The organism is Ruegeria sp. THAF33 (assembly GCF_009363615.1).
GTDB lineage: Bacteria > Pseudomonadota > Alphaproteobacteria > Rhodobacterales > Rhodobacteraceae > Ruegeria.
The window spans coordinates 158966-182891 of sequence record NZ_CP045385.1; the positions used below are offsets into that span (position 1 = coordinate 158966).

A 23926-nucleotide genomic window follows, 5' to 3' on the forward strand; every position below is an offset into this window, starting at 1 on the left:
CGAGAAAAATACCCCAAAATGCGACAAAAGAAGAGAGGATTTTTCAAAAATATCCGGAAATAGCGGGAAGCTAGAACAGATTCCTCAAAGGATTCCGGTAAAATACCCAGAAAAGGCGAGGCATCCATGACTGACCAGTCCCTGAAATTCGATACTTACGCCCTGTCGGACCGATACAAAGCCTCAGAGGGTCGTGTTTTCCTGACGGGAACGCAAGCTCTGGTGCGCATCATGTTGGACCAGGCCCGCAGGGACGCAGCAGCGGGAAACAACACGGCCGGGTTCATCTCCGGATATCGGGGGTCTCCTCTTGGTGGTTTGGATCTGGAGCTATGGCGAGCGAAAGAGGAAACCGAGGCGGCCAGGATCACATTCATGCCGGCTGTAAACGAAGACCTCGGCGCCACAGCGGTTCTTGGTGCCCAGCAGGCCTCGCTTGATCCCGATTGTGAGGTCGAGGGCGTGTTTTCGATGTGGTACGGGAAGGGCCCCGGAGTTGACCGTTCAGGGGACGCGTTGCGCCATGGCAATGCCTATGGCTCGTCGCCGAAGGGCGGGGTTCTGGTTGTCGCGGGTGACGATCATGGCTGCGTGTCTTCTTCAATGCCGCATCAGTCCGACGTCGCCTTCATGACCTGGTTCATGCCAACGCTGAACCCGGCCAACGTGGCTGAATACCTGGAGTTCGGTGAATACGGGATCGCGCTGAGCCGATACTCGGGCACCTGGGTCGGGTTCAAGGCGATTTCGGAAACCGTGGAAAGCGGGCAATCCGTGCGGTTGAAGCCGGACCGTAAATTTACCTTGCCGGAAATAGATCTGCCGCCGGGCGGCTTGCACGTGCGCAGCGCCGATTTGCCAAGCCCGGCCATCGAGACGCGGATCGAACACAAGTTGCGGGCAGTCGAGGCTTTTGTCGAGGCGAACCCGATCGACCGGCGCATCTATGACATCAAGGATGCCCCATTCGGGATTGTCACAACGGGCAAAAGCCATCTGGACCTGATGGAAGTGCTGCGTCTTCTGGGGCTCGACGAAAGCGGATGCCGCCGTTTGGGCATCGACATCTACAAGGTGGGGATGGTTTGGCCTTTGGCGCGGCGCGATGCGTTGTCTTTCGTCCGTGGCAAAAAAGAGGTGCTGGTCGTCGAGGAAAAACGCGGGATCATTGAAAGCCAGTTCAAGGAATATTTCTATGACTGGCCGGGGGACAAGCCCGAAAAGATGGTCGGAAAACACCGCGCAGCGGGTGATCCGTTGATTCCCTGGACCGGAGAGTTGAGCCCGTTGAACCTGGTTCCGGTCGTTGCAGAGCGACTCGACCGTTTTTTTCCGGAAGAGGGATTTCTGGAAAAGGCGAAGGCGCTGACGGACGAACCGCCATCCGTTCTGAATGTTCCGGGTGCGGTCAGGGCTCCGTATTTTTGCTCGGGTTGTCCCCACAACACATCCACCAAAGTCCCCGATGGAAGCATGGCTGCGTCAGGCATCGGCTGTCACGTGATGGCAAGTTGGATGAACCGCAACACGGTCGGTTATGCGCAGATGGGGGGCGAAGGTGTGCCGCATGTTGTTGCCTCGAAATTCAATGGCAACAAACATATCTTTCAAAACCTTGGCGAGGGCACTTGGTATCATTCCGGGTCGCTTGCCATTCGCCAGGCCGTGGCAGCGGGTACGAACATCACTTACAAGATCCTGTACAATGACGCAGTGGCAATGACGGGGGGGCAGCCTGTTGATGGCCCTATCAGCGTTTCCGGGATCGCCCAGACCTGCCGCGCGGAAGGTGTCGACCGGATCGCCTTGGTTTCAGACGATATAACGAAGTTCGATTCCAGCGATTTTCCGGCACGAACGAGCTTTCACCCCCGGGAAGAGATGGATGCCGTGCAGCGTGAGCTGCGTGAAATCCAAGGTGTGACGGTTTTGATTTACGAGCAGACCTGCGCCACCGAGAAACGTCGTCGCCGCAAGCGTGGCAAAACAGAAGACCCCAAGCGGTTTGCTTTCATCAACCCCGCGGTGTGCGAAGGCTGCGGCGATTGCTCGGTCGAAAGCAACTGTCTGAGTATCGAACCCCTGGAAACCCCACTGGGCCGCAAGCGAAAGGTCAACCTGAACTCGTGCAACAAGGACTTTTCCTGCCTGAACGGGTTTTGCCCCAGTTTCATTACCGTGGAAGGGGCGGTGCGGCGAAAGGAACCCAGGCAGAAACTGGATATCCCGTCGCTTCTTGCCAAGGTTCCCGACCCGCAGCTTCCTGACCTGCACGCGCCGTACGATCTTTTGGTCGGTGGGGTCGGCGGCACCGGTGTCGTAACGGTGGGCGCCGTTCTGACGATGGCGGCGCATTTGGAAGGCAAAGGCGCCAGCGTGCTGGATTTCACCGGGTTCGCCCAGAAATTCGGTACGGTTGTCGGCTATGTTCGCATTGCCCGCACGCCCGAAGAAATCAATCAGGTCCGAATTGAGGCCAAAAGCGCCGACGCCGTCATCGGGTGTGACGTGGTCGTGTCTTCGGCGCCCAAAGCCTCGGTTCACTATCGCAAGGGCACAAAAGTTGTACTGAACCGTGCGGAAATGCCAACAGGCGACCTTGTTCTGCACCGCGATGCCCAGCTCAAGGTCGACGAACGAGAAGCGCTGATACGCCGGACCGTCGGCGAAGAAAATGTCTTCGCGTTGGATGCAAACCAGTTGGCCGTGGATTTGCTGGGGGATTCGGTCTTTGCCAATACCTTGCTGTTTGGTGTCGCGTGGCAGCTGGGGAACATTCCGATCAGTGAGGTTGCAATCAAACAGGCGATCAAGCTCAATGGAGCCGCGATCGAGGCCAACATAATGGCCTTTGATCTGGGGCGGGTGATCGCTGCAAACCCGCAGAGGCTGAATGCGAAGGAGAAGAGCTTTTCGCAAGAAACATCGCAGCAGATAATCGATTACCGGTCCGATGAATTGGCGACCTATCACGATGACGCTTATGCGCAACAGTACCGGGATCGCCTGATCCGTCTGTCAGCATCACTGCCTGACCAGATACGCGAGGAAGCGCTTTCGCTTGCGGCAAAATCCCTGTTTCGCCTCATGGCAATCAAGGACGAATACGAGGTTGCTCGGTTGCTGACATCGCAACAATTCGAGAAACAATTGCGGTCCGAGTTCGAAGGGGATTTTCGGATCAAATATCACCTCGCGCCACCGGTTCTGAGCGGTCGCAAGGATGCTCGCGGGCGACCGCGCAAGCGAAGCTATGGTGGTTGGATGACCCCCGTTTTGCGGCTCCTTTCGCGTGCACGCAGGCTTCGCGGCGGCTGGCTTGATCCATTCCGGTTTTCAAAGGACCGCAAGCTTGAAAACGAAACTCTGGCCTGGTTTCTGGCTGTCTTGGATCGCATTGAAAAAGCCAGCCCCGAGCTGGAGGCGGAAATCTGCCTGAAAATCCTGTCAGCGCCGCTGGATATCCGCGGTTTTGGCCCGGTGCGCGAAGCGGCAACGCAAACCGTACGTGCAGATGTAGATGCCATGCTGAACGTGATCGGAGAACAGCGAAGGGATGCGCAGGGCGCCGCTTCTCACAAGGTTTGATTGTTCTTTCCGGAACCTGTCTGGAAACGCGGATTGTATGCGGGGCTGAACGGATCTGAAGCCCCGCACACTCCGGAGTATTGGACTGCTGTCTGAAACGGTCCGGTTTTCGTTCGGGCGTCACCGGCAGCGGCGCGGCGCCGCCACCGGACAGACAGATGTGGGTAACCTTTCGTCACGGGCATTGCGTTGGCAAAGGCCGTCTTGCTCTGGGTTGACGAGCAAAGGACTTGTAAGTGCTTTTCGCCCAGTCGGCGTTCATTGTCCCCGCTTGCTGCGATCAGACCCTTGCTTTTTCAAAGGCAGCCCAAGCGGTTTCAAATGCTTCGAAATCAAACGCGGGCTTGCGGGCTGCGTCCAGAACAATACGTTCTGTCGCCAAAAGCTTTTGGACTGCACCTTCCAATTGATCAACGACATCATTCGGTATGACCAATGCGCCATGACGATCGGCGTGAACCAGATCACCGGGCTCAACTGTCAGACCAAAAATCGAAACTTGAGTGTCAATCTCGCGGACGTGGACGAAACCATGACTCGGTCCGATGGAACCAGCGACAACCGGGAACCCTTGGGGCAAATCCCCGAGATCCCGCATGACACCGTTGGTCAGAGCGCCGGACATGCCGAAACCCTTGTGAACCGTCGTATTGATCTCACCCCAATAAGCGCCGATGCAATCTGGGTAATCCAGATCCTCGATCACGGCGATTGAAGGGCCGGGTGCTTCGGCCATGTACTTGTAATAGGCCATACGTCGGGCTTTGATGATGTCGGGCGGCTCGGTCGGGGGATTGACCGCAGCAATTTTGGCGGTGCGCGCATAGCCGACTATGGCAGGCCCTTCGGGGGCCGAGCTTAGCATGGTGCCGCGCGTGAACCTGTCGAACCCGCGCCTGCCCTGTGCCACCTCGATGGCATTGCAGACAGTTGGCGTATCGACTTTACGAAGCAAAGACAAAAGGGACGGTGTCATGTGTCCTCCAGCCAGCGGGACAGCGCCGCTGTTGTTTTTTCAGGTTGTTCCAATGTCGGGAGATGGCCCGCGTCGCCGATGATCTCAAGCGCGCTTCGTGGCAGCAGGTCATGCATAAGTCGGTGGCGTTCAACTGGGCAAAGCCGGTCTTCATGCCCGCACAAGACCAGAGCCTTTCCGGTATAAGCTGTCAGTGTCTCGCTTTGGTCCGGTCGGTTCATAAGTGCCTTGGACTGACGTATGAAAACGTCAGGGCCCAGGTCGGTGGCCATTGCCATGCACAGATCCAGAATCGCCCCCCGGTTCGGTCCGTCAGCTAGATAACCGGGCTTCATCTCGTCACGCATCACGGTCCTCAGCTGACCGTTGCGCACGACGGACATCTGCGGCGTACGACGCGCTTTTACCTCTGGCTTTTCCGCCAGTGGATTGGTGTCAAGCAAGGCCAGACGCGAAACACGTTCGGGGGCTTGGCGCGTTACCTCCATCGCCACGATACCCCCCATGGACAGCCCGGCCAGCGCGAAGACCGGCGGCGCATTCCCGAGAATATCCCGGGCCATGGCCTCTATGCTGTCGTGATGAGACAACGGAAAGGTCATCACGGGCATTCTGCCCGACAGAGCATTGATCTGAGGGCCAAAAAGCCGGGCATCACACATCATGCCCGGCAACAAGATCAGAGGTTTCATGCCGAAGCCAGCTTTGCCCCTTCGGACAACGCCGCCAGCTTGGCATAGGCGATCTGGGGATCGACGGCGCCGAAACCCGCAAAAGTGCCAAAGCCGCAATCGCTGCCCGCGATCACCCGGTCCGGTCCCACGATTTCCGTGAACCGGTCAATCCGTTGGGCCACAAGTTCGGGATGTTCGACGAAATTGGTCGTGGTGTCGACCACGCCGGGCACCAGAACCTTGTCTTCGGGAATCTCGGCCTTGCGGTCCCGGAAAACAGTCCATTCATGGGCATGCCGCGGATTGGACGTTTCGAACAGGACATAGCGCGACTTGGTCGCCATCAGGGTGCTGAAGACCTTGTCCATGGCGATGTCGCAGCAATGCGGGCCTTCGTAGTTGCCCCAGCAGATATGTACCCGTACCCGATCCTGCGGGACGTTCTGAAGCGCATGGTTCAGGGCCTCGACATGCATGTCGGCAATTTTGATGAACGCCTCATCCGACAGGTCGGTGAACAGCATGTGGCGCGACAGGGCAAGATCGGGGCAATCCAGTTGCAGGTCCAACCCGGCGGCGACGATGGTTTCGTATTCGTCCTTCATCGCGTCGGCCAACGCTGCCAGATAAGCCTCTCGCGTAGGGTAGAAATCATTCTGCAAAAACAACGAGATCACTCCGGGAGACGCGGCATTCACGAAGCCGCGCTCGGCCCCGTGTCGAGACATGGCCGCCTTTAGGTTGGCGATGTCCTTTTGTAACTCGCCTTGCCCTTTTGATCGCACCTCACCCGTGCACATCGGCCTTGCGTATTGTGGGGTACCGCCGTCATCGGCCAGTCTTTGCAGAAAGCCGGGAAACATCTTCAAGTCTGCCGGCGCGTTACGAGGGCTGTCGCCCGAAAACCCGGTGTAGCGATCTTTGACATAGGTCGCATAGGAGATTTTCGAAGTTTCGCCGTCGCTGACGATATCAACACCGGCTTCGACCTGTTTGCGCACCGTTTCGGCCACGGCGTTGGCCATGCAGGTATCAAAGGCGCCTGTGTCGTAAGGTTCGCCGTTTTCGCGGGCAAAAATAAAATCCACGACGTCCTGCGTTCGGGGCAGAGAGCCAACATGTGTTGTTTTTACGGTCATGGGGACCTCCTTAAATTTTTCGTGCCATCAGGATCGTGTGGCTTTGGGCTTCTGGATCTTCGGCCAGGTATCCGGTCATTTGCAGCCCGTTTTTCTCAAGACATCCGGCGTAACCGGCCGGGGACAGCGACGCGTGGTAGACAAGCTCTGATCCCACCGTGCCGCTGACCTCTCCGGCACGAGGTCCGACGGTCAGCATGAGCATTCCCTTGGGCCGCAAATGGCGCGCCATCCGGGCGATACAGTCTTTCTGCTCGTCCGCTGTAAGGTGGAAAAAGCTGTTCCAGGCAATGATGCCGTCGAACTGTTGATCCAGTTCAAAACTCCGCATATCCGCGTTGCGCCAGTCGCCATCGGGCCAACGTTCGCGGGCAATGGCAAGCATGGCGTCGGAAAAATCGATACCCGTGACGTCAAACCCTTCGGCCATGAACCAGCGTGCGATGGGGTCGCCCGAGCCACAGCCCAGGTCCAATACGCGGTCACCCGGCTTCAGGCTGGCCGTGAAGCGCGCCAACCAGCGCGCTTCGAACAGGGCCTTGGAACGGCGCCTGTCATATTCGGTCGCCTGCCGTTCATAAACGGCGTGGGTGTCATTCGGGTCCGCGTTCATCCTGTCCAGGTCGCTCCTGCCGGGTCATCGGTTGCGGTGATGCGGTACATGCCCGCCTGTCCGGTCATGGATGGCTGAACGCCATAGGTTTCGCCGGGAAGAACCAAGGCCGTGTCGCCCACCGAGATCGTAGTCTCGTACCCGTCAATCGAAACACGCCAGTGACCGCTGGCCGGCATCAGAACCACTGGTTTCTTGGCAGCGATCGGTTGGGTCACTGCGGACCCGCGCCCCAGAAAATCGACCTCGAATCCGGGTTTGTCCTTGATCAACGCGTTTTCGCCAATCACCTTTGCGGGCTTTTTGGCCGACAACGCCATCAGATCCCAATACCGCGCAACGTATTTGCCGACCACATCTTCGACAGGAACTTCGGGATAGCTTTTCAGCTGTTCTTCGGTCAGCAAAGGCATCGGGCGGACATTGTGCGGCAGTTCCTGGCCCAGTTTGGAGTCGTACAGAACGCCATTGTCGCCCAGCATCAGACCATGTGCCTGTGCATCTTCGATCACCTGAGGCGCCCAGGTGACGCCGCCACCCGCATCGTCTCCGCCCAGGATCGACATGATCATTCCGTAATCCTGGCCGACATTCTCAAAGCCCCGGAAAATACCCGTTGGAATGTTGAAGATGTCTCCTTCCTCGGCGATGAATTCCCCGGCCGTACCATAGCGGCCCCAGAAAAACCGCCAACGACCCTTGGCAACGAAAAAGACCTCGGCCGTGGTGTGGCTGTGCAGTGAGTTGCGGCATTTCGGCGGCTGCCCGGCCGCTCCGATGTTGAAACCGATCTTGTCCGTGATGTGGACATGCTGGTCCGGAGATTCCGAGACGCCGCCGCCGATTATCGTGAAGTTCTCTTTCTGGTCGCTGCCGGGAGTATGGGCATCGATAAAAGCGGTTTTACAGGGTTGAAGCTCGCCATAGCGGACTATGCGGGAAGGGATGGATGATTTTGTCATGACGTACGATCCGATTTAGCGTTTTTGGAAAGAAAGCTCGTGTGCCCAAATAGGACAGGCCCTTACTTTCCAGGCGGGCGCAGGTTCAGTCGCCGCGCCCTCAGGCTTTGACGGTACATATGGAAAAGCCGAACGGTCCGGGGCTCGGACAGACCGCCCGACAGGATGCGATATGAGACCGGGCGGCCCACTCAGACCTCGCCGTTCTGCAACAGGATCTGCTTCCAGACCGAGGTTTCATCGAACAGGGTGTATTCACGGCGCAACTGCGGCTGCCCTGTAATAAGCGCGCCGAATTCAGCGTGGCTGATCCCGAGGACATAAACCTGCGCACCACTCGGCGCGCCAAACACGCCCCAGCCGTCATGCTTGCCCCAAAGGCTCCAGCGAATTGCCGCACGCGGAGGCATATCGGGGTCATCTCGCCCGATCTGATGCTCGATCTTGAATTCCGCATTCGGAAAACTCGCCCGCAGACCCATCCAGAAGCGGTCGATGGCCTGCCAGCCATGCCCTGTTACGCCACCCACATATTCTGACTGAACAGCGCGGTCATATTCTGAACCGATCACGCCCATATCTGCGTTCATGATCCGCGTCAGAATGTCGGCGTAGCGCTGCCCCCATTCATTGTCATTCCCATGGCCTTTGTATGGTCCAGGCTGATCGATTTCGGGCGTCAGAGGTTTGACGCAGTTCTCTTTGCCGCCTTCCCGGGCAATCAGATCAGCGGCGTATTCTTTGGGATCCCAGCCCATCTGGCGCACAATCGCGCCCTGATCGCGGATCAGCCATTCATCGTTGATCTGATTGTCGATGGCGTGACAATCCGCAAGAATCCGGTAACTCAGCTTGGTGCCGGTGGGCTTGCCATAGACACCCTCGGCCAAATGCGTGGCCGTTGAAATGATCCGATGAGAGCTCAACATGCCCTCTTCCGGTGTGCCGGACCAAATCACGTCTTCGCCCAGCAGCTGCCGATCCGGAAACTCGGCAAGCGTTGCCATTGTGGCCCCAATGACATTCTGATTGCCCAAAACAACCGAACCAGGCGAACGGACGACGATGTCATCGCTGTAATACTCATGCAGCGTGGCGATCCCCCGATCTTCCCAGATCTCTTTGGTGATGCCGATGATATAGTCCGGAAAATCCCGGAATTTCGGATCGAAGCCTTTCATGTCTCTGTCCTTTGTGGGGCCCACCCCTTTGGCAATCGGGCCGAGGTCCGCACAACCAGTGGTCCATCAATGGCCACTTTGCGCGGTTCGGCTTTCGCCGGGGTGTCGATATGTTCGAAAAGTGCGGCAACGGTTTCGGCTACCATAAGGTTGGCCCGCTGCCGGATCGTTGTCAAATTGTAAGCCGGCCAACCGGCCGGCGGCACGTCATCATAACCCACGACCGAGACATCCTCGGGGACGCGCAGGCCAAGTTCAAAACGGATCACATCCATCGCCGCCAATGCCATGTGATCATTGGCCACAAATACGGCATCCGGCCGTCGTTCAGGGGCGACATCGAACATCCGACGGGCTGCTGTACGGGCGTTTTCCGTGTGAAACTCCCCTACTTCATGAGCAAACAGTTCCTGCCCGGCCTCGGCCAGTGCGGCGCGATACCCGGCTTCGCGGTCCCGCTGCGTCGAGGCCCCTTGCCAACCTGCGATATAGGCAATCCGTTGGTGCCCACCGGCTAGCAGAAATTCCGCGACTTTGCGGCCCCCGGCATAGTTGTCGGACGTGACCGTGGTGATGCCCTCGATGTCCTGGCTGCGGTTGAACAGCACCACTGGCACCCCGGCCTGTTGGCAGCGCATGGCGATATCCGACGACATGGGCACCGAGGCCAGGATGACGCCATCCACCTGATAATCAAGAATCTCTTCCATCACATCGTCGATGTTCCCGGCCGATCGTGAGGCCATGAAGATCAGCACGTGATAGCCTTGCTCCTGAAGGGCGTTGGACAGCTTCTCGAGCGCTTCCGGATAAAAATAGTTATCCAGGTAGCCTACCACCAAACCGATAATCCGGCTTTTCCCGGACACCATGGCGCGGGCCAGAACGTTTGGACGATAGCCCAGTTCAGCAGCGGCTTTGCGCACCTTCTCTTCGGTCTTTTTGCTGACGGACGCGCCGGGCGTGAATACGCGGCTGACGGCGGACTGGCTGACACCAGCCAGTTGGGCGACCTGAAGGGATGTTACTTTTTCGGCCATCAATCTGCTGTCCAACCCCCGTCGATAAGCATTGACGTGCCGGTAACCAGTGCAGAGGCGTCTGACGCGAGATAACGCACCGCGCCCATGATGTCTTCGACCTCTCCGACCCGGTCCAACTTGATCTTTTCCATGATCCACGCGGCGCGTTCAGGATTGTCGAAAGTGGATTGGGTCAGGGGCGTTTTGATGAAAGTCGGGCAGACAGTGTTGATCCGAATGCCCTGTTTGCCCCATTCGATGGCCATGGATTTGACCATGCCCTCAAGCCCATGTTTGGTCGCACAATAAAGCGCCCGGTCGACACCGCCGACATGCCCCATCTGGCTGGAGATGTGGATGATCGATCCCGGCTTTCCTGCCAAGATCAAAGCGCGGGCGGCGTAGGCCGATAAGAAGTAGGCCGAACGCAAATTGACGTTGGTGACAACATCAAAGTCATCGGGCGTGGTTTCGATGGCCGCGCTGTGGCGCGCCACGCCCGCTGAATTCACCACGATATCGAAAGTGCGGTGATCGAAAAGCTGTTTCAGGGCATCCAGATCACCCTGATCCATCACAAGCGCTTCGGCCGACCAGCCGTGATCTCGCAAGGCGGAGACGGTGTCGTTCAACCGGTCCGCCCCTCTGGCCGCACAAACAACATGCGCGCCTGCCTCGGCCAAAGCCACCGCACAACCCTGACCGATACCCGACGAGGCTCCGGTAACGAGGGCTGATTTTCCGTTCAGAGAAAACGAAGGGGTGCGTGGCAATTCCGTCATCAGCGCATTCCATCCGGTATTTCAATACGGCCCAAATTGCGGGCCTTGTTGAATTCCCGCAGGCGGGCAAAGACGTCAACGCCAAGCTGCCGGTAGGCATCCAGCAAATCAACCAGCACCCAGTTTTCCCGGATCCTGCCGTTTTCCAAACGCCAGAAATCGAGGCTGCGCATGGTGATCTTCTTGCCTGACGGAGCGATGCCCATCCAACCATCGTCTGTGACGGTCTGGATCATGTTGGGCCAGCCCGTCACAGCTGCATATTCCCCGTCACCGAAGAAGTGATAGGTGATGTCGTCCACGAACTGCCCGCGATCCGGCATACCGTTCAGAAATGGGATCTGATGCCAATTTCGGAACCCCGCGTACCCGCGCCCGGTGCCGATGCCCGAAGGGCCGTACCAGTTCATGCGCGGGTGCCAGAACCGTTCCATCTCCATCACTTCGGGGCCGCCTTGGGACGGGTGTTTCTTGAGATGCTCCAGCATGTCGATGATATGCTGGCAGGTCTGTTTGCCCTTGGCTTCATCATAAGGGCCGGGGACAAACCCGTCCTGGGTGGCAGGGCCGGGGACATGCCATTCACGGCCCAGACTTGGCGCCATCGGCCAGGCACTCGCCTGCATCATGACTTCGGGGATGTCCCAAAGGGCCTGCATCTCGACGATCTTGCCGTTTTCGAAGCGGTAAAATTCATGAAACCGCATCGTGACTTGATGACCCGTCGGCGGGATGTCCAGCCAGGGGCCGGTGAAAACACCGGTGTAATACCCACCACATCCGACCCAATCTGCGCCGAACTCATCCGGGCCGGCCATGACGATGTAATCCCGTCGTTCAAGATCGGGCCAGGCCGCCAGTAAGTCTTTGTAGCCAGTGTCATAGAACGCATCACTGCCGACGCTGTCCCCAAAGGGATGACACAGACGGAACACGGCATCCGGTGACGTGACCTCCGCCAAAGCCCGGCGTACGCTGGCCTCATCGAAATCGTACATCGCAGCCCTGAGCGGTTCGATCAGGGCCTTGTGATGTGTGTGTTTGTCACTCATTCAGCAGCGTCCCGGTAAGGCGCCGGCGCACCGTAGGGCACATTGATTCCGCCATATCGGCGCACACGAACGTTGCATTGTTCCGCGTGGCCAACGAACCCTTCAAGCATGCACAGGCGCGAGCCATACTCGCCGATCAGCGTCGCGGCCTCATTGGTCAGAACTTTTTGATAGCTGTGCGTCTTCAGGTATTTACCAACCCAAAGACCACCCGTGTAACGCCCGGCTTTTTTGGTGGGCAGCGTGTGGTTTGTGCCAATCACCTTGTCCCCGTTCGAAACATTGGTGCGCGGCCCAAGGAACAACGCCCCATAGCAGGTCATGTTTTCAAGGAACCAGTCGTCTCGGTCGGTCATCACCTGTACATGTTCCGAGGCGATGTCATCGGCAACCTGCAACATCTCATCATAAGTGTCGCAAACGATCACCTCACCATATTCGTCCCACGACACCCTTGCGGTATCTGCGGTTGGCAGGATGCCCAGCAGCCGGTCTACCTCGGCCAGGGTGTCATTGGCCAGATTGCGTGAGTTGGTCAGCAGAACGCAGGGGCTGTTGTATCCATGCTCGGCCTGCCCCAGCAGATCGGTTGCGCACAGCTCCGCATCTGCGGCGGTCTCGTCGGCAATGACCATCGTTTCGGTCGGCCCTGCAAAAAGATCGATCCCGACACGACCGAACAACTGACGTTTGGCTTCCGCGACAAAGGCGTTGCCGGGGCCAACAAGCATGTGAACCGGATCGATTGTTTCGGTGCCCAATGCCATGGCCCCGATGGCCTGAATGCCGCCCATGACATAGATCTCATGCGCGCCACCCAAGTGCATGGCGGCAATTACCGCTGCATTGGGTTTGCCCTGAAACGGGGGCGTGCAGGCGATGATGCGCGGAACACCGGCGACCGAAGCGGTCGCCACCGACATATGCGCCGAGGCGACCATCGGGAATTTGCCGCCCGGAACATAGCAACCCACGGATTGCACCGGGATGTTCTTATGCCCCAGAATGACACCGGGCAGGGTTTCGACCTCGATGTCCAGCATTGAATCCCGCTGCGCCTGCGCAAAGTTGCGCACCTGTTCCTGCGCGAATTTGATATCGGCCAGCTCACGATCGGACAATTGCCCGATCAGGTCATCAATTTCCTGCTGGCTCAGGCGGAACGAGGCAGGTGAGTAGTTGTCGAACTTCTCACTCAGCTCGCGCACCGCGGAATCCCCACGGGTTTCGATGTCTTTCAGCGTCGCTTCAACCACGGCACGGGTCTTGGCATCATCTTCCGCCCGATCCGCATCGGATTTGCCGCGTTTAAGATACTCGATTGCCATCTTTCCAATCCTCAGTTTTCCGGCCGTGGCGGAGTCTTCTCGCCGCGGTCAAATGCTTCCCAGCCTTCGCTGTTGAATAGGTCCACGCCCAGCTGAGCCGCAACGTGGGCAAAGTCGACATTTACCCAGTTGTCGACAATCTTGCCGTCGACCACTTTCCAGAAGTCCATGTACCTGATTTCGACACGCTTGCCTGTGGGGGCAATGCCCAGAAATTCGCCGGAATGCGTGGCTTCCTGGCGGCCGAAGGCGGCGGCCCATTCACCCATGTAAAGGCGCGCTTCGTCAACGCAGACCTTATCCGAAAACGCGGCTTGAAACGGGCGCTGCCAGTTATCCTGAAATTCCTGCAGGCCGGTCTTGGTGCCGCAGCCCTGATTGCCCATCCAGCGAAAACCTTGGGCGAAGAATTCACCGATGTCATCAATGCGGTGATCATTCAGACCATCAACCATCGTTTCGATCACGCGGCGCGTGTCTTCCGTCTTGCTCATGTCCGTGTCGCGGGTCAGAACCGCTTGTTCGGGACGGGAACCTTTCATTTTTCTATCCTTTGAGGTTGCCGAAGGGAGGGATTGGGACGTGCGGCCCCAATGCTCAGAAAGTCCCTCGGCATCCTGTTCAGCGCCGGGTGGCGCGACATGGCGTTATGTCGGGCGTTCTTGCTCATCAGCCTTTCACCGCCCCGGCTGTCAGACCGCTGACAATCTGGCGCTGGAAAATCAGCACGAGGAAGATCAGAGGCGCGGTGATCGATACGGCAGCGGCAACCGCAACGACCTGATCGGTTGTCGTCGTCTCGCGATTGAACATGCCGACGATGGCGGGAACCATGGTCTGGTTCTGCGCATCAAGCAGCAGCGCGGTGACCAGAAAATCGTTGTACGCCAGCAAGAAGCTGAACAGTCCTGTGGTGATCACGCCTGGCCACATCACCGGCATGATGACACGGCGGAAGGCCTGAAAGTGGCTGCACCCATCCACGCGGGCGGCCTCATCCAGCTCGGCCGGGATGTTCTGGAAGAACGAACGCAGCATCCAGATTGTGAAGGGCTGGTTGATCGCAACCAGAACAGCAATTACCGCAAAAGGCTTGCCGTACAAGGTTGGTGCGTTTTCACCCAAGATCGGGCTGAGCCATTCGGCCGAGTTGATGAACACCGGCAGATAGCCTGCTACCAGAACCGAATGCGGCAATGCCCGGAACACCAGTGCGACGATCAGGATCCAGAAGGCCAACGTTGATCCTGACCGCGCCAGACCGTAGCCCGCCAAAGTGCCCACGGTCAGCGACACTGTCACCACGCCCGTCGTTACGATCAGCGAGTTCTTGAAGTTGTTTGAAAAACCCCGGTCGATCCAGACGGTTTTGTAATGCTCGGTCGTCAGACCAAGCACATCCCGTCCCAGTGGGCCAAACAGCGGGTTCAACACGTTCAGGATTGCAGGCAGGACCACGAAGAACACCAGCAGGAAACCCACCAGCAAGGACAGCACACCGATCAGCCAGCCGAACCATTCCTGACCGGGCTTGGTGTAGGACTTTATCATCGAAGGCAGTGTTTTGGTAGCAGCGAAGATCGTGCCCCAGATAACCGCGATGCCCAGAATGATATCCAGCAGCGACAAGCCCTTTCCGACGCTCAGCGTGGCCGGCCCGAAGATCACGTTCAGCGCGTTGCTGTCGAACGCATCGACGGGTGACTTGAAGCTCATGACCACGATCCAGAAGATCGGAAAGGCCGCGATCAGGCACCAGAGCGCAAGGAAGATGTTCGAGGTCAACCGCAGGCTTAAGGGCTGGCGAAGCGCACGCGAGGACATGTCAGTGACCTCCTTTATGGTCGCGCCATGTACGGCGCAGCGGAAGGATAAGCAGGATGACGACACCGATCATGGTCAGCATCGAGTTGGCGGACGCCCGGCTGATCGACCGGTTGCCGGCCTGATCCGGCGTCAGGTAGTCGAAGGTCAGCCACTGTAGCGAGATGACGTAGCCCTGGCTCGAAAAACCGACGATCTCTTCGAACACGCGGTAGCTGTCCATCAGGTGGATCATCGACACGAAAATGATCAGTGGCATCAGGTGTGGAATGACGATGTATTTCAGGCGCTGCCAACGGGTCGCACCGTCAATCACGGCACTTTCAAGACTGTCCTGATTGACCGTTTGCAGCCCGGCGTAGAAGACGATCGCTGCAAAGGGTGCCACGTGCCAGACGCGGTAGAGCATCATCAGTATTTCGATGGTCCAGGCTTGGGCGAAAAGGGCGATGTCCCGGTTCAGCCACCATTCCATCATTGCGGTCAGGATGCCGTCGCCCCGGAAAAGCCAGTTGATCGACAGCACGCCGATCACGGGTGTGATGATGAAGGGCAGCAAGGACACAAAGATCACCGGCCCGCGGATGGACCGCGCCGCGTTGTTGATCAGTATTGCGATCCCAAGCCCGCACCCGACCACCAGCGGCAGAGTGATCAATGTGAAGGTCAGGGTGAACCGAAGCGCTTTCCAGAAGTTGATCGTAGACAGCACATGCCAACTGCCGTCGCTTATGGCGCGCCATGCGCGTTCAGGCTCCAATACGTTGCGATAGCTTTGCAAGCCGACATATTGGGTTTGGGTAATGACCTCGCCATGTTCGTCAAGTTTTGGCTGCGAAACCATCTCGGTCACGCAGGTCTGCGTCAGGAAACCGGGCGTGCAGGTTTCCTTTTCGACCGTCTCATAGATCGGCTGAGTAACGTAAAAACTCTGCTTGAACACGCTGACCAGAGGAAACGCGATAAAGAGAAGCATCATAAAGACAGAGGGGCCGACAAATGCGGCAAATGTCCGGAAATTCATGGCTCTGCCTTTCTCATGACTCTCGAGGGGAAGGGGCGGGAGGGCCGTAGCCCTCCCACGGGAGGATCAGTTGCTGATCAGACCTGCTTCTTTCGCGGCAGTGATGTAATCTGCCTCGATATCCGCCAGCGTTGTCTGAGCATCCTTGGCGCCGGTCAGGTAGTCGGCAAGACCGTTGCCCAAGGCGGTGTGCATGATGCCCATCGGGCCAGATGCCGGGTATGCCTTTGCGCCCGCTTCAGCCGAAGCGGCTGCTCCTGCCGCCAAAGCACCCGCTGAATAGGCAGGGCTCAGCCAAACAGCGACGTCATTGTTTGCGCTGACCATTTCGCCGTCCATGCCCTCAAGCGCGACGCGGAATGCGGCGTCGGCCTCTTCGTCGCTCATGTTCGAAGCGAGAACGATGCCATCCCACCAGATGGTGGTTGCCGGCGCTGCCGAACCCATAGGAGCGGCTGCCATGGTGACTTTGCCGACGACCTGGCTTTCGGCCTCATCATTCATGGCGGCTGCACGGCTGGCCCAAAGGTTCGCCATGGCGATCTTGCCCTGTTGGAACTGTTGCTGCACGTATGTCGAGTCGGAAACCAGATATTCCGGATCCATGTACTCGGTCATGGCTTTCAGTGTTTCCAGCGCAGCGACGCCCTGCTCGTTGTTGATCGTTGGAACGTTGCCGTCGCCAAAGAACGAGCCGCCTTCGCCAAGGTACATGTTGACGAACTCCTGGCCGAGGTTCCAACCGGTCTTGAACGTTCCCCCGATCGGATAGTCCATGACGCCGGCTTCTTTGATCTTGGCGGCCGCTGCCAGGACGTCATCATAGGTTTTTGGTTCTTCGATGCCCAGTTCAGCCAGAACATCATCGCGATACATCAGGTGCTGCGCATTCACCATCATTGCAATGGCCATGGTCTTGCCATCAACCTTGATCAACTGGTTGGGAAGCAGGTCCTGGCCGTATTTTTCGACCAGATCATCCAGCGGACGGATCGTGCCTGCGTTCAGCAACGGCACCAGGGTCGCGTTTGAAACACCGCCGATCTGATAAAGCGCGGGATCTGCAGCAAATGCTTCGGGCTGCTTTTCGCGGAATTCCTGATCCAGCGATGCGCTGAAATTGCCGCATTCTGCCATCGCATCGGTGACGGCTTTCCACGCTTCAAATCCGGCGGACAGTGATTTTAGCGGCACTTCGTTTTCAAAGGCGCAATCTGCCCACGCGCCGGTGGCGGCGATGGACATGGCACCGGCCATGAGGATCGTCTTGAGTTTCATAGGTTTCTCCCTGTCAGGATCGGTCCGTCGTCGACGTCCGGACCGGTGTTATGCCCTTGCGGGCCGTTTGTGGGGTTAGCCCCCGATCCGCGCACCGCTTCCAGCTTCGAAGAGGTGACAGATATCCGTCGGCACCGAGAACGAGACCGTTTCGCCAATCTCGGCGCGGAATGCTTTGTCTGCTTTCACCGAAACCAGAGCTCCGCCGACCCGAACCGAGATCATGGTCGCGTCGCCCAGCAGTTCCAGCGTATAGATCGGAGCGGTGATCTGACCTTTGCCATCGGCAAGGCTGGCATCTTCGGCCCTGAAACCCAGTGTCATTGGGCCATCCGGTGCATCCACCGCAATTTCGACATGTTCGGCGCGGAATATTCCGCCCGCCACTTCGCCGTCCATCAAATTCATGGCGGGTGAACCGATGAAGCTGGCGACGAACGTATTCGCGGGACGGTCATAAATTTCGGTCGGGCTTCCGACCTGCTGAACCACGCCCTGTTTCATCACGACGACGCGGTCCGCAAGGGTCATGGCCTCGATCTGGTCGTGGGTGACGTAAATGGTGGTGACAGCCAGCTCATGGCTCAGGTTCTTGATCTGGGCTCGTGTGGAAACCCGCAGCTTGGCGTCCAGATTGGACAACGGCTCGTCCATCAGGAACACGTTGGGTTCGCGCACGATGGCACGTGCTAGTGCCACACGCTGTCTCTGTCCACCCGACAACTCGGCTGGCTTGCGATGCAGGAAATCGTCCAGTTCAACCATGGCACTGGCGCGGCGCACTTTCTCGTCGTGTGTTGCCGGGTCGATACCACGCACTTTCAGCGGAAAGCGGATGTTCTCGTAAACGTTCATGTTGGGATACAGAGCGTAGCTTTGGAACACCATCGCCACGTCACGGTCCTTGGGTTCCAGATCATTGACCACGTTGCCGTCGACAAGGATTTCGCCTTCCGTCACGTCTTCAAGGCCGGCGATCATGCGCATTGTGGTTGTCTTGCCGCAGCCTGATGGGCCGAGCAGCACCAGAAACTCACGATCTGCAATCGTGAGGTCGAAATTGTGAACCCCAACGAATGAGCCCCATCGCTTGCCGACGTTCCGCAATTGAATTTCCGCCATGGTGCCCCCTGCAAGGAATCGTTTTGCATACGTTTGCAAAACTGTAATTCGCATGTATCAAATCAGGCAAGACTTTTTTGCATACGTATGCAAAAATAACGGAGAAATCCGACTCAACCTGGCTTCGCGCCGCTCGCAAAACTATGACTACAATGGTAAATACCGTGAACTTTCAGACAGAAAAAAAACTAGTCTCTGCGTTTCACACCGCATTGGAATCCGCCGCAGTGACGGAAACTCCGAAGGTGATGAGCCAATTTTGCGCTCCGGATTCGAGGTGGCGCGGCTTTCATCCGTTCAACGAAATCAACGGCGCCGAACAGGTTGCCCGGAAATTCTGGCAGCCGCTGAAGGGCAGCCTTGCTCATTTGCAGAACCGAGTGGATATTCTGTTTGCGGGGCAAAACTCGTTGCGGAAAGAAACCGACGTTTGGGTTGTCGCCATGGGCCATCTGGTGGGGCTGTTCGACCGACCGTGGTTGGGTATTCGCCCGACCGGCAAGATGGCGTTCCTGCGATATTGCGCGTTCTACAAGGTGGCTGGTGGCAGAATTGTCGAAACAGCGATGTATTTCGACATCCCGCACTTGATGGTCCAGGCTGGCCAGAATCCGTTCCCCCCGCAGACCGCGGCACATCTGGTTCAGCCCGGACCAAGGACCCATGATGGTTTGGTGCTTGGTGAGCAGCCCGCAGACGAAGGCGAAAAAACGCTGGCGGTCATCAACGCGATGATCGCGGATCTGGGCCGTTGGGACAGCGGACTGTCGCTGGAAGAAGAGTTGGCGCGCACGTGGCACCAGGACATGATCTGGTGGGGCCCCGAAGGAATTGGCGCGACCTACACGATCGAACGCTATGCCAGGCAACACTCCGGATCGTTTCGCGCCGCCTTCACGGACCGGTCAAAGACCAATCACGTCTGCCGTCTGGCCGAAGGGCATTACGGTGGCTTCTTTGGATGGCCCAATTTTACTGCCACGCCCACAGGGGGTTTCATGGGGATGCCAGCCACCGGAAAACCCGGCGAATTCAGGGTGATCGATATCTATCGCCGCGTCGAAGACAAGCTGGCCGAAAACTGGATCTTCATCGACTTGCTGCATTTTTGGAAAGGGCAGGGTGTGGATATTCTGGCGCGCACCACCGGGATTGAAGCATCATGAGGATAGATGCGCATCACCACCTGTGGGACCTTTCGGCCGTGCACTACCCCTGGCTTACAGAGAAAGGTATCGTTCGGTTTTTCGGCGATCCGTCTTCCATCCAGCGGGACTATTTGCTCCCGGAGTTTCGCGCAGACGCCGAAGCCATGGGGTTCGGCGCTTCGGTTCACATTCAGGTCGGCGCCGCTGAGCCCTGGGCCGAGGCGCAGTGGGTACAATCCGTTGCCGACCAGTTCCCTGACTGGCCGTTGGTGCAGGTGGCATTCTGCGATCTGACCTCGGATGATCTGGATGCACAGCTCGACCGTCTTCAAACCCTGCCTTCGGTGCGCGGCGTTCGTCAGATTATTGGCCGCGCTCCGGGTGAAGACGCCTCAACTGGCACGAACGCGTTGCTTGAAGACCCAAAGTTCTTGACCGGCCTGAAGCAACTGGGCGCGCGCGGTCTTTCCTTTGATCTTCAGCTGCTGCCAGAGCTGATGGGTCAAACCGCGAATATCCTTGCACAGGCCCCGGAGACCCGGATCGCTCTTTGCCACGCAGGGTCGCCATATGACCGGACTCCGCAAGGGTTGCGACGGTGGGCAGATGAATTGACGGCCTTGTCAAACCTGCCACAAGTCTTTTGCAAACTCTCCGGCCTGGGAATGTTCGACCACGATTGGAATGCTGAGAGCGTCTCGCCGATCGTTTCAACCTGCCTGTCCCAATTTGGCGCCGATCGCTGCATGTTCGGGTCGAATTTCCCGGTCGACAGCCTTACCTCGACCTACAAGGAAACCGTTTCCCGGCATGAGACGCTCATCCCGGGGGCGATGCTGGACGACGTCTTTCGCGGCACGACAGAACGTTTCTATCGCATTGAATAGCGACGGAAACGACAAACCGGACTTCCTGCACTGGTTTTCTGAAACGGCTTGGCAATCCCGGCGCGCCGGCTCTGAGGCTGACCGGCGGGCCCGCAGGTTCATGTCACCTGTTTCCTTTGATCATCCATGCCCATCGAACACAGAATCGGGCTGTTTCTTTGGCGAGACTGAAATGTCGACTTGTCCGACAGTCCGGACCAATTGGTCATGATCAGGCTTTGCGCGACGGCACCGCCCAGCGTGGTGCCGGGACCCGTAACAACGAAAAGATCCGGTGCGAACTCATGCGCGGCCTGTGCGATGGCATGGGTGAAATCATAAGTTTCGGTCACTTGATGGCCCAGGGTGTAATCCCAAAGTGCATTCGGGTCGCAAGCTCCGGGCCACCAAATCCGGCCACGCCCGTCGATCAGGGGCAGGTCCGGTTGTCGGAACAGGTCAGCGCTCAGTCGCGTGCGGCCCTGCGCCGAGACCGGAGTCTGAAGATGCGAATGGAACCCGGCATGGTTGGCCAAGCGCATGGGAAAACGTTCCTGAACCACCGGTACGGCCTTTTCGAGCGCGGCCAAACCGGCGTCGTCACCTGCAAGCACCAACATGCCGCCCAGATCAATCGACAGGGTCAGCGTTGCATCGGTTCGGTCAATGTCATCCACCAAGGCAAGCAGCTCTGCCTTGCGGGCCTGGTCAGGATGCCAGTCGGCATCCACGAAAGGATAGATCAATTGTCCACCGATCATGTTTTCCTGCATCAGAGTGCCCATGGTGTTGACCACCTCGAACCCTCCTTCGGCGGACAGCGCACCGCCGCAGGCCAGCGCCGAATACCAGCCCATCGAATTTCCCGTCACCGCAACCACTTCGATTTTGTCAGGATTGATGGCGCGGAAATCGCCCAAAGTCGCGGCATAGATCAAAGCAGATGCATTGTCGCCGCGCGTGTGCCTGGCAATGGAATATCGGGCGGCACCGTCCAGTTCGCTGAGCGTGTCTTGCCCCTGCGCGCGCCGCATGTCATCAAAGCGTCGCAACAGGGCCTTGTCGCTGAATTGCCGGCCCAAGACACCCAGTTCGGGTCTGTTGTAAGTACCGCGGCCAGGGCAGATGACGACGGCAGTCTGTTTGGCGGAACTCATGTGCCAGCCTCCATCAAGGATCGCGCGGCGGCTTCGATACTGTCCTTCGATGGCATGGTCGCAGCATAGGCCGGGCCTGTTGCGATAAAGCTGTCTTCTGCGGTGACGCGGGCCAGCGGCACATCGCATGTTTCATGAAAATGCGCCATCAGAGCTTCGGCCACGCCGCCATGGTGGCGGGTTTCGTCGACGATCAGGATGCGTTTGGCCCCGATCACGGCCTGTGTCAGTGCCGCTTTGGGCAAAGGGGACAACCAGCGCATATCGATGATCCGTGTCTTGATCCCGTCGGCCAGCAAGGCCGTGCGCGCCTGATGGCTGAGATAGACGCCATTTCCAAAGGTGACGATGGCCAGATCGTCGCCGTCACCATCCACGCCCACCTCGCCGAAGCCGATCTTTTCAGAAGGATCGGGATAGGTTTGCATCCAGCCGCCGTCTCCGGCCTCGTGCAGGTCCCGCATCGGGTATAGGGCGATGGGTTCGAGGAAAACGACCAGCCGCTGTTCTTCACGCGCGAGGCGCACGCATTCACGCAGCATCCGCGCGGCGTCGGCACCGTTCGACGGGCAGGCCAGGATCAGGCCCGGGATGTCGCGCAATACAGCGACCGAGTTGTCATTGTGGAAATGTCCGCCAAACCCTTTTTGATACCCCAGTCCGGCAATGCGCACGACCAACGGGTTGGTGTATTGACCATTCGAGAAAAAGGGCAGGGTGGCGGCCTCACCTCGCAGCTGATCCTCGGCGTTGTGAAGATAGGCCAGAAACTGGATTTCCGGCATTGGCGTGAATCCGTTCTGAGCCATGCCGATCGCCAGGCCCAGGATCGACTGTTCGTCCAGCAACGTGTCGATCATCCGGCCAGGGCCAAACCGTGTTTGCAGCTTTTGGGTCACGCCGTAAACGCCGCCCTTGCGCCCGACATCTTCGCCCATCATGACGATCTCGCCATGTTCCAGCATCAGATCGGTCAGTGCCCAGTTGATCAATCGCGACATGATCTGCGGTTCGGAATGGGCCTTGAGATCGCCGCCGAACACCTCGGCCCGACGCTCGGGTGTTGGGCCATTGGTCGGCGCGCAGGGGCGTGTCGGCGGGATCAGGCTGGCCATTACCTCTTTTGCGTTTTGCAGGCGAGGGCGCGTGATGGCCTGTTCGGCCACGCGGGCGACCCGGGCGCAGGTATCATTGTAGACGCTCAGCGCCTGTTCCGGGCTCATCGCGCCGCACTGATCCAACAGGCGCACGGAATGCAGCAGCGGGTCGTTGGCTTCTTCGGCCTCAACCTCGGCCTTTGGCATATAGGTGGTTGGCATATCGGCCCCGGCGTGACCGTACAGGCGAACAGTCCGAACATGCAGGAAAGCAGGTTTCCTGCGGCTGCGCACATAGTCGGCCGCCTGTTGCGCAACGCGATAGGTGTCGAACAGATCCAACCCGTCGCACGAGAAATACTTCAGGCCCGGACGGTTGGCGAATGTGGCCGCGATCCAGCCTTTCGGCGTTTTGGTCGAGATACCGATCCCGTTGTCTTCGCAGCAGAACAGAAGGGGCAGAGGCACAGATTGAAAGGACGTCCACTGCGCCGTGTTGAACGCGCCCTGTGCGGTGGAGTGGTTGGCCGAGGCATCCCCGAACGAGCAATAGACGATGGCATCCTCGGGCATGTCTGCATGTTCAGGGTGATGACGCCGTGCAGCGGCGACGGCATATGCCGCGCCGACCGCCTTCGGCAGATGGCTGGCGATGGTCGAGGTCTGCGGTGGAATGCACAGCGCTTTCGATCCCAGAACCTTGTGACGCCCGCCACTGATCGGATCCTCGGAAGACGAGGCAAAGGACAGCAGAATATCCCATGTCGGGCTTTGGCCCGGCACCTGATCCGCGCGGGCAATCTGAAAGGCCGCATCGCGGTAGTGCAGAAAGGCCGGATCGGTCGGGCGCAGGGCCGCGGCAACGGCCGCCATGCCCTCATGCCCGGATGACCCGATCGTATAGAACCCCTGGCCCGCCTTCTGCATCGCGCGGCTTTGCCGGTCCAGCGCGCGGCTCAGGCATTGCGCCCTGTAAAGCGCGACGGCTTCATGACCGCTCAGCGGCCCGGCCGGTGCGGACCCTTCGGGAAAGTCCCGCGCCGCAACACGGCGCAGGAAATTGTCATGCACGATTGCGGCGCGATCCATGTCA

At 58.4% G+C, this 23926-nt stretch carries 20 protein-coding genes; 3 read left to right on the forward strand and 17 right to left on the reverse strand.

The features are described 5' to 3' along the window. Positions 1 to 126: 126 nt before the first annotated feature. On the forward strand, positions 127 to 3588 hold the full coding sequence (locus FIU92_RS17975) for an indolepyruvate ferredoxin oxidoreductase family protein (RefSeq protein ID WP_152460095.1): 3462 nt from the start codon (positions 127 to 129) through the stop codon (positions 3586 to 3588). Between the two features lie 280 nt (positions 3589 to 3868). On the opposite strand, the gene FIU92_RS17980 is transcribed toward FIU92_RS17975, so the two are convergent. From FIU92_RS17980 to FIU92_RS18050, 15 genes are all read right to left on the reverse strand, one after another. After that, positions 3869 to 4564 carry an RraA family protein gene (locus FIU92_RS17980; RefSeq protein ID WP_152460096.1) on the reverse strand — a complete coding sequence of 232 codons (696 nt, stop codon included), beginning with the start codon at positions 4562 to 4564 and terminating at the stop codon, positions 3869 to 3871. Beyond that, positions 4561 to 5256, reverse strand: coding sequence for an alpha/beta fold hydrolase (locus tag FIU92_RS17985; protein ID WP_152460097.1), 696 nt, complete (start codon positions 5254 to 5256; stop codon positions 4561 to 4563). Before FIU92_RS17985 ends, FIU92_RS17980 begins: the two co-directional genes overlap by 4 nt. Beyond that, positions 5253 to 6377 carry a cobalamin-independent methionine synthase II family protein gene (locus tag FIU92_RS17990; protein ID WP_152460098.1) on the reverse strand — a complete coding sequence of 375 codons (1125 nt, stop codon included), beginning with the start codon at positions 6375 to 6377 and terminating at the stop codon, positions 5253 to 5255. Before FIU92_RS17990 ends, FIU92_RS17985 begins: the two co-directional genes overlap by 4 nt. A gap of 10 nt (positions 6378 to 6387) precedes the next feature. After that, on the reverse strand, positions 6388 to 6990 hold the full coding sequence (locus FIU92_RS17995) for a trans-aconitate 2-methyltransferase (RefSeq protein WP_152460099.1): 603 nt from the start codon (positions 6988 to 6990) through the stop codon (positions 6388 to 6390). Then, complete coding sequence (locus FIU92_RS18000) at positions 6987 to 7952, reverse strand: cupin (protein ID WP_152460100.1); 966 nt, start codon at positions 7950 to 7952, stop codon at positions 6987 to 6989. Before FIU92_RS18000 ends, FIU92_RS17995 begins: the two co-directional genes overlap by 4 nt. A gap of 191 nt (positions 7953 to 8143) precedes the next feature. After that, on the reverse strand, positions 8144 to 9133 hold the full coding sequence (locus FIU92_RS18005) for an ester cyclase (RefSeq protein ID WP_152460101.1): 990 nt from the start codon (positions 9131 to 9133) through the stop codon (positions 8144 to 8146). Then, positions 9130 to 10176 carry a LacI family DNA-binding transcriptional regulator gene (locus tag FIU92_RS18010; RefSeq protein WP_152460102.1) on the reverse strand — a complete coding sequence of 349 codons (1047 nt, stop codon included), beginning with the start codon at positions 10174 to 10176 and terminating at the stop codon, positions 9130 to 9132. The genes FIU92_RS18005 and FIU92_RS18010 overlap by 4 nt, the downstream gene beginning before the upstream one ends. Continuing rightward, positions 10173 to 10937: an SDR family NAD(P)-dependent oxidoreductase gene (locus FIU92_RS18015; protein WP_152460103.1), complete on the reverse strand. Its 765-nt coding sequence runs from the start codon at positions 10935 to 10937 to the stop codon at positions 10173 to 10175. Before FIU92_RS18015 ends, FIU92_RS18010 begins: the two co-directional genes overlap by 4 nt. Beyond that, on the reverse strand, positions 10937 to 11989 hold the full coding sequence (locus tag FIU92_RS18020) for an ester cyclase (protein ID WP_152460104.1): 1053 nt from the start codon (positions 11987 to 11989) through the stop codon (positions 10937 to 10939). The genes FIU92_RS18015 and FIU92_RS18020 overlap by 1 nt, the downstream gene beginning before the upstream one ends. After that, positions 11986 to 13317 (reverse strand): histidinol dehydrogenase, encoded by a 1332-nt coding sequence (hisD, locus tag FIU92_RS18025; RefSeq protein ID WP_152460105.1) that lies wholly within the window; start codon positions 13315 to 13317, stop codon positions 11986 to 11988. The genes FIU92_RS18020 and hisD overlap by 4 nt, the downstream gene beginning before the upstream one ends. 11 nt (positions 13318 to 13328) lie before the next feature. After that, the gene (locus FIU92_RS18030; protein WP_152460106.1) at positions 13329 to 13859 is read right to left on the reverse strand and encodes an ester cyclase; all 531 of its coding nucleotides are present in this window, start codon (positions 13857 to 13859) and stop codon (positions 13329 to 13331) included. A gap of 127 nt (positions 13860 to 13986) precedes the next feature. Beyond that, the gene (locus FIU92_RS18035) at positions 13987 to 15141 is read right to left on the reverse strand and encodes a carbohydrate ABC transporter permease (RefSeq protein ID WP_152460107.1); all 1155 of its coding nucleotides are present in this window, start codon (positions 15139 to 15141) and stop codon (positions 13987 to 13989) included. A 1-nt stretch (position 15142) separates the two neighbouring features. After that, complete coding sequence (locus tag FIU92_RS18040; protein WP_152460108.1) at positions 15143 to 16165, reverse strand: carbohydrate ABC transporter permease; 1023 nt, start codon at positions 16163 to 16165, stop codon at positions 15143 to 15145. Between the two features lie 66 nt (positions 16166 to 16231). Beyond that, positions 16232 to 17443 (reverse strand): ABC transporter substrate-binding protein, encoded by a 1212-nt coding sequence (locus tag FIU92_RS18045; RefSeq protein ID WP_152460109.1) that lies wholly within the window; start codon positions 17441 to 17443, stop codon positions 16232 to 16234. Between the two features lie 75 nt (positions 17444 to 17518). Next, on the reverse strand, positions 17519 to 18565 hold the full coding sequence (locus tag FIU92_RS18050; protein WP_152460110.1) for an ABC transporter ATP-binding protein: 1047 nt from the start codon (positions 18563 to 18565) through the stop codon (positions 17519 to 17521). Between the two features lie 152 nt (positions 18566 to 18717). On the opposite strand from FIU92_RS18050, the gene FIU92_RS18055 reads away from it, so the two are divergent. Together FIU92_RS18055 and FIU92_RS18060 are read left to right on the forward strand one after the other, a co-directional pair. Beyond that, positions 18718 to 19731, forward strand: coding sequence for a nuclear transport factor 2 family protein (locus FIU92_RS18055; protein ID WP_152460624.1), 1014 nt, complete (start codon positions 18718 to 18720; stop codon positions 19729 to 19731). Continuing rightward, positions 19728 to 20600 carry an amidohydrolase gene (locus tag FIU92_RS18060; protein WP_152460111.1) on the forward strand — a complete coding sequence of 291 codons (873 nt, stop codon included), beginning with the start codon at positions 19728 to 19730 and terminating at the stop codon, positions 20598 to 20600. The genes FIU92_RS18055 and FIU92_RS18060 overlap by 4 nt, the downstream gene beginning before the upstream one ends. A gap of 98 nt (positions 20601 to 20698) precedes the next feature. Here the strand turns inward: FIU92_RS18060 and FIU92_RS18065 are convergent, their stop codons facing one another. Then, on the reverse strand, positions 20699 to 21736 hold the full coding sequence (locus FIU92_RS18065) for an ACP S-malonyltransferase (RefSeq protein ID WP_152460112.1): 1038 nt from the start codon (positions 21734 to 21736) through the stop codon (positions 20699 to 20701). Beyond that, positions 21733 to 23922: a thiamine pyrophosphate-dependent enzyme gene (locus FIU92_RS18070; RefSeq protein ID WP_152460113.1), complete on the reverse strand. Its 2190-nt coding sequence runs from the start codon at positions 23920 to 23922 to the stop codon at positions 21733 to 21735. The genes FIU92_RS18065 and FIU92_RS18070 overlap by 4 nt, the downstream gene beginning before the upstream one ends. Positions 23923 to 23926 lie beyond the last annotated feature (4 nt).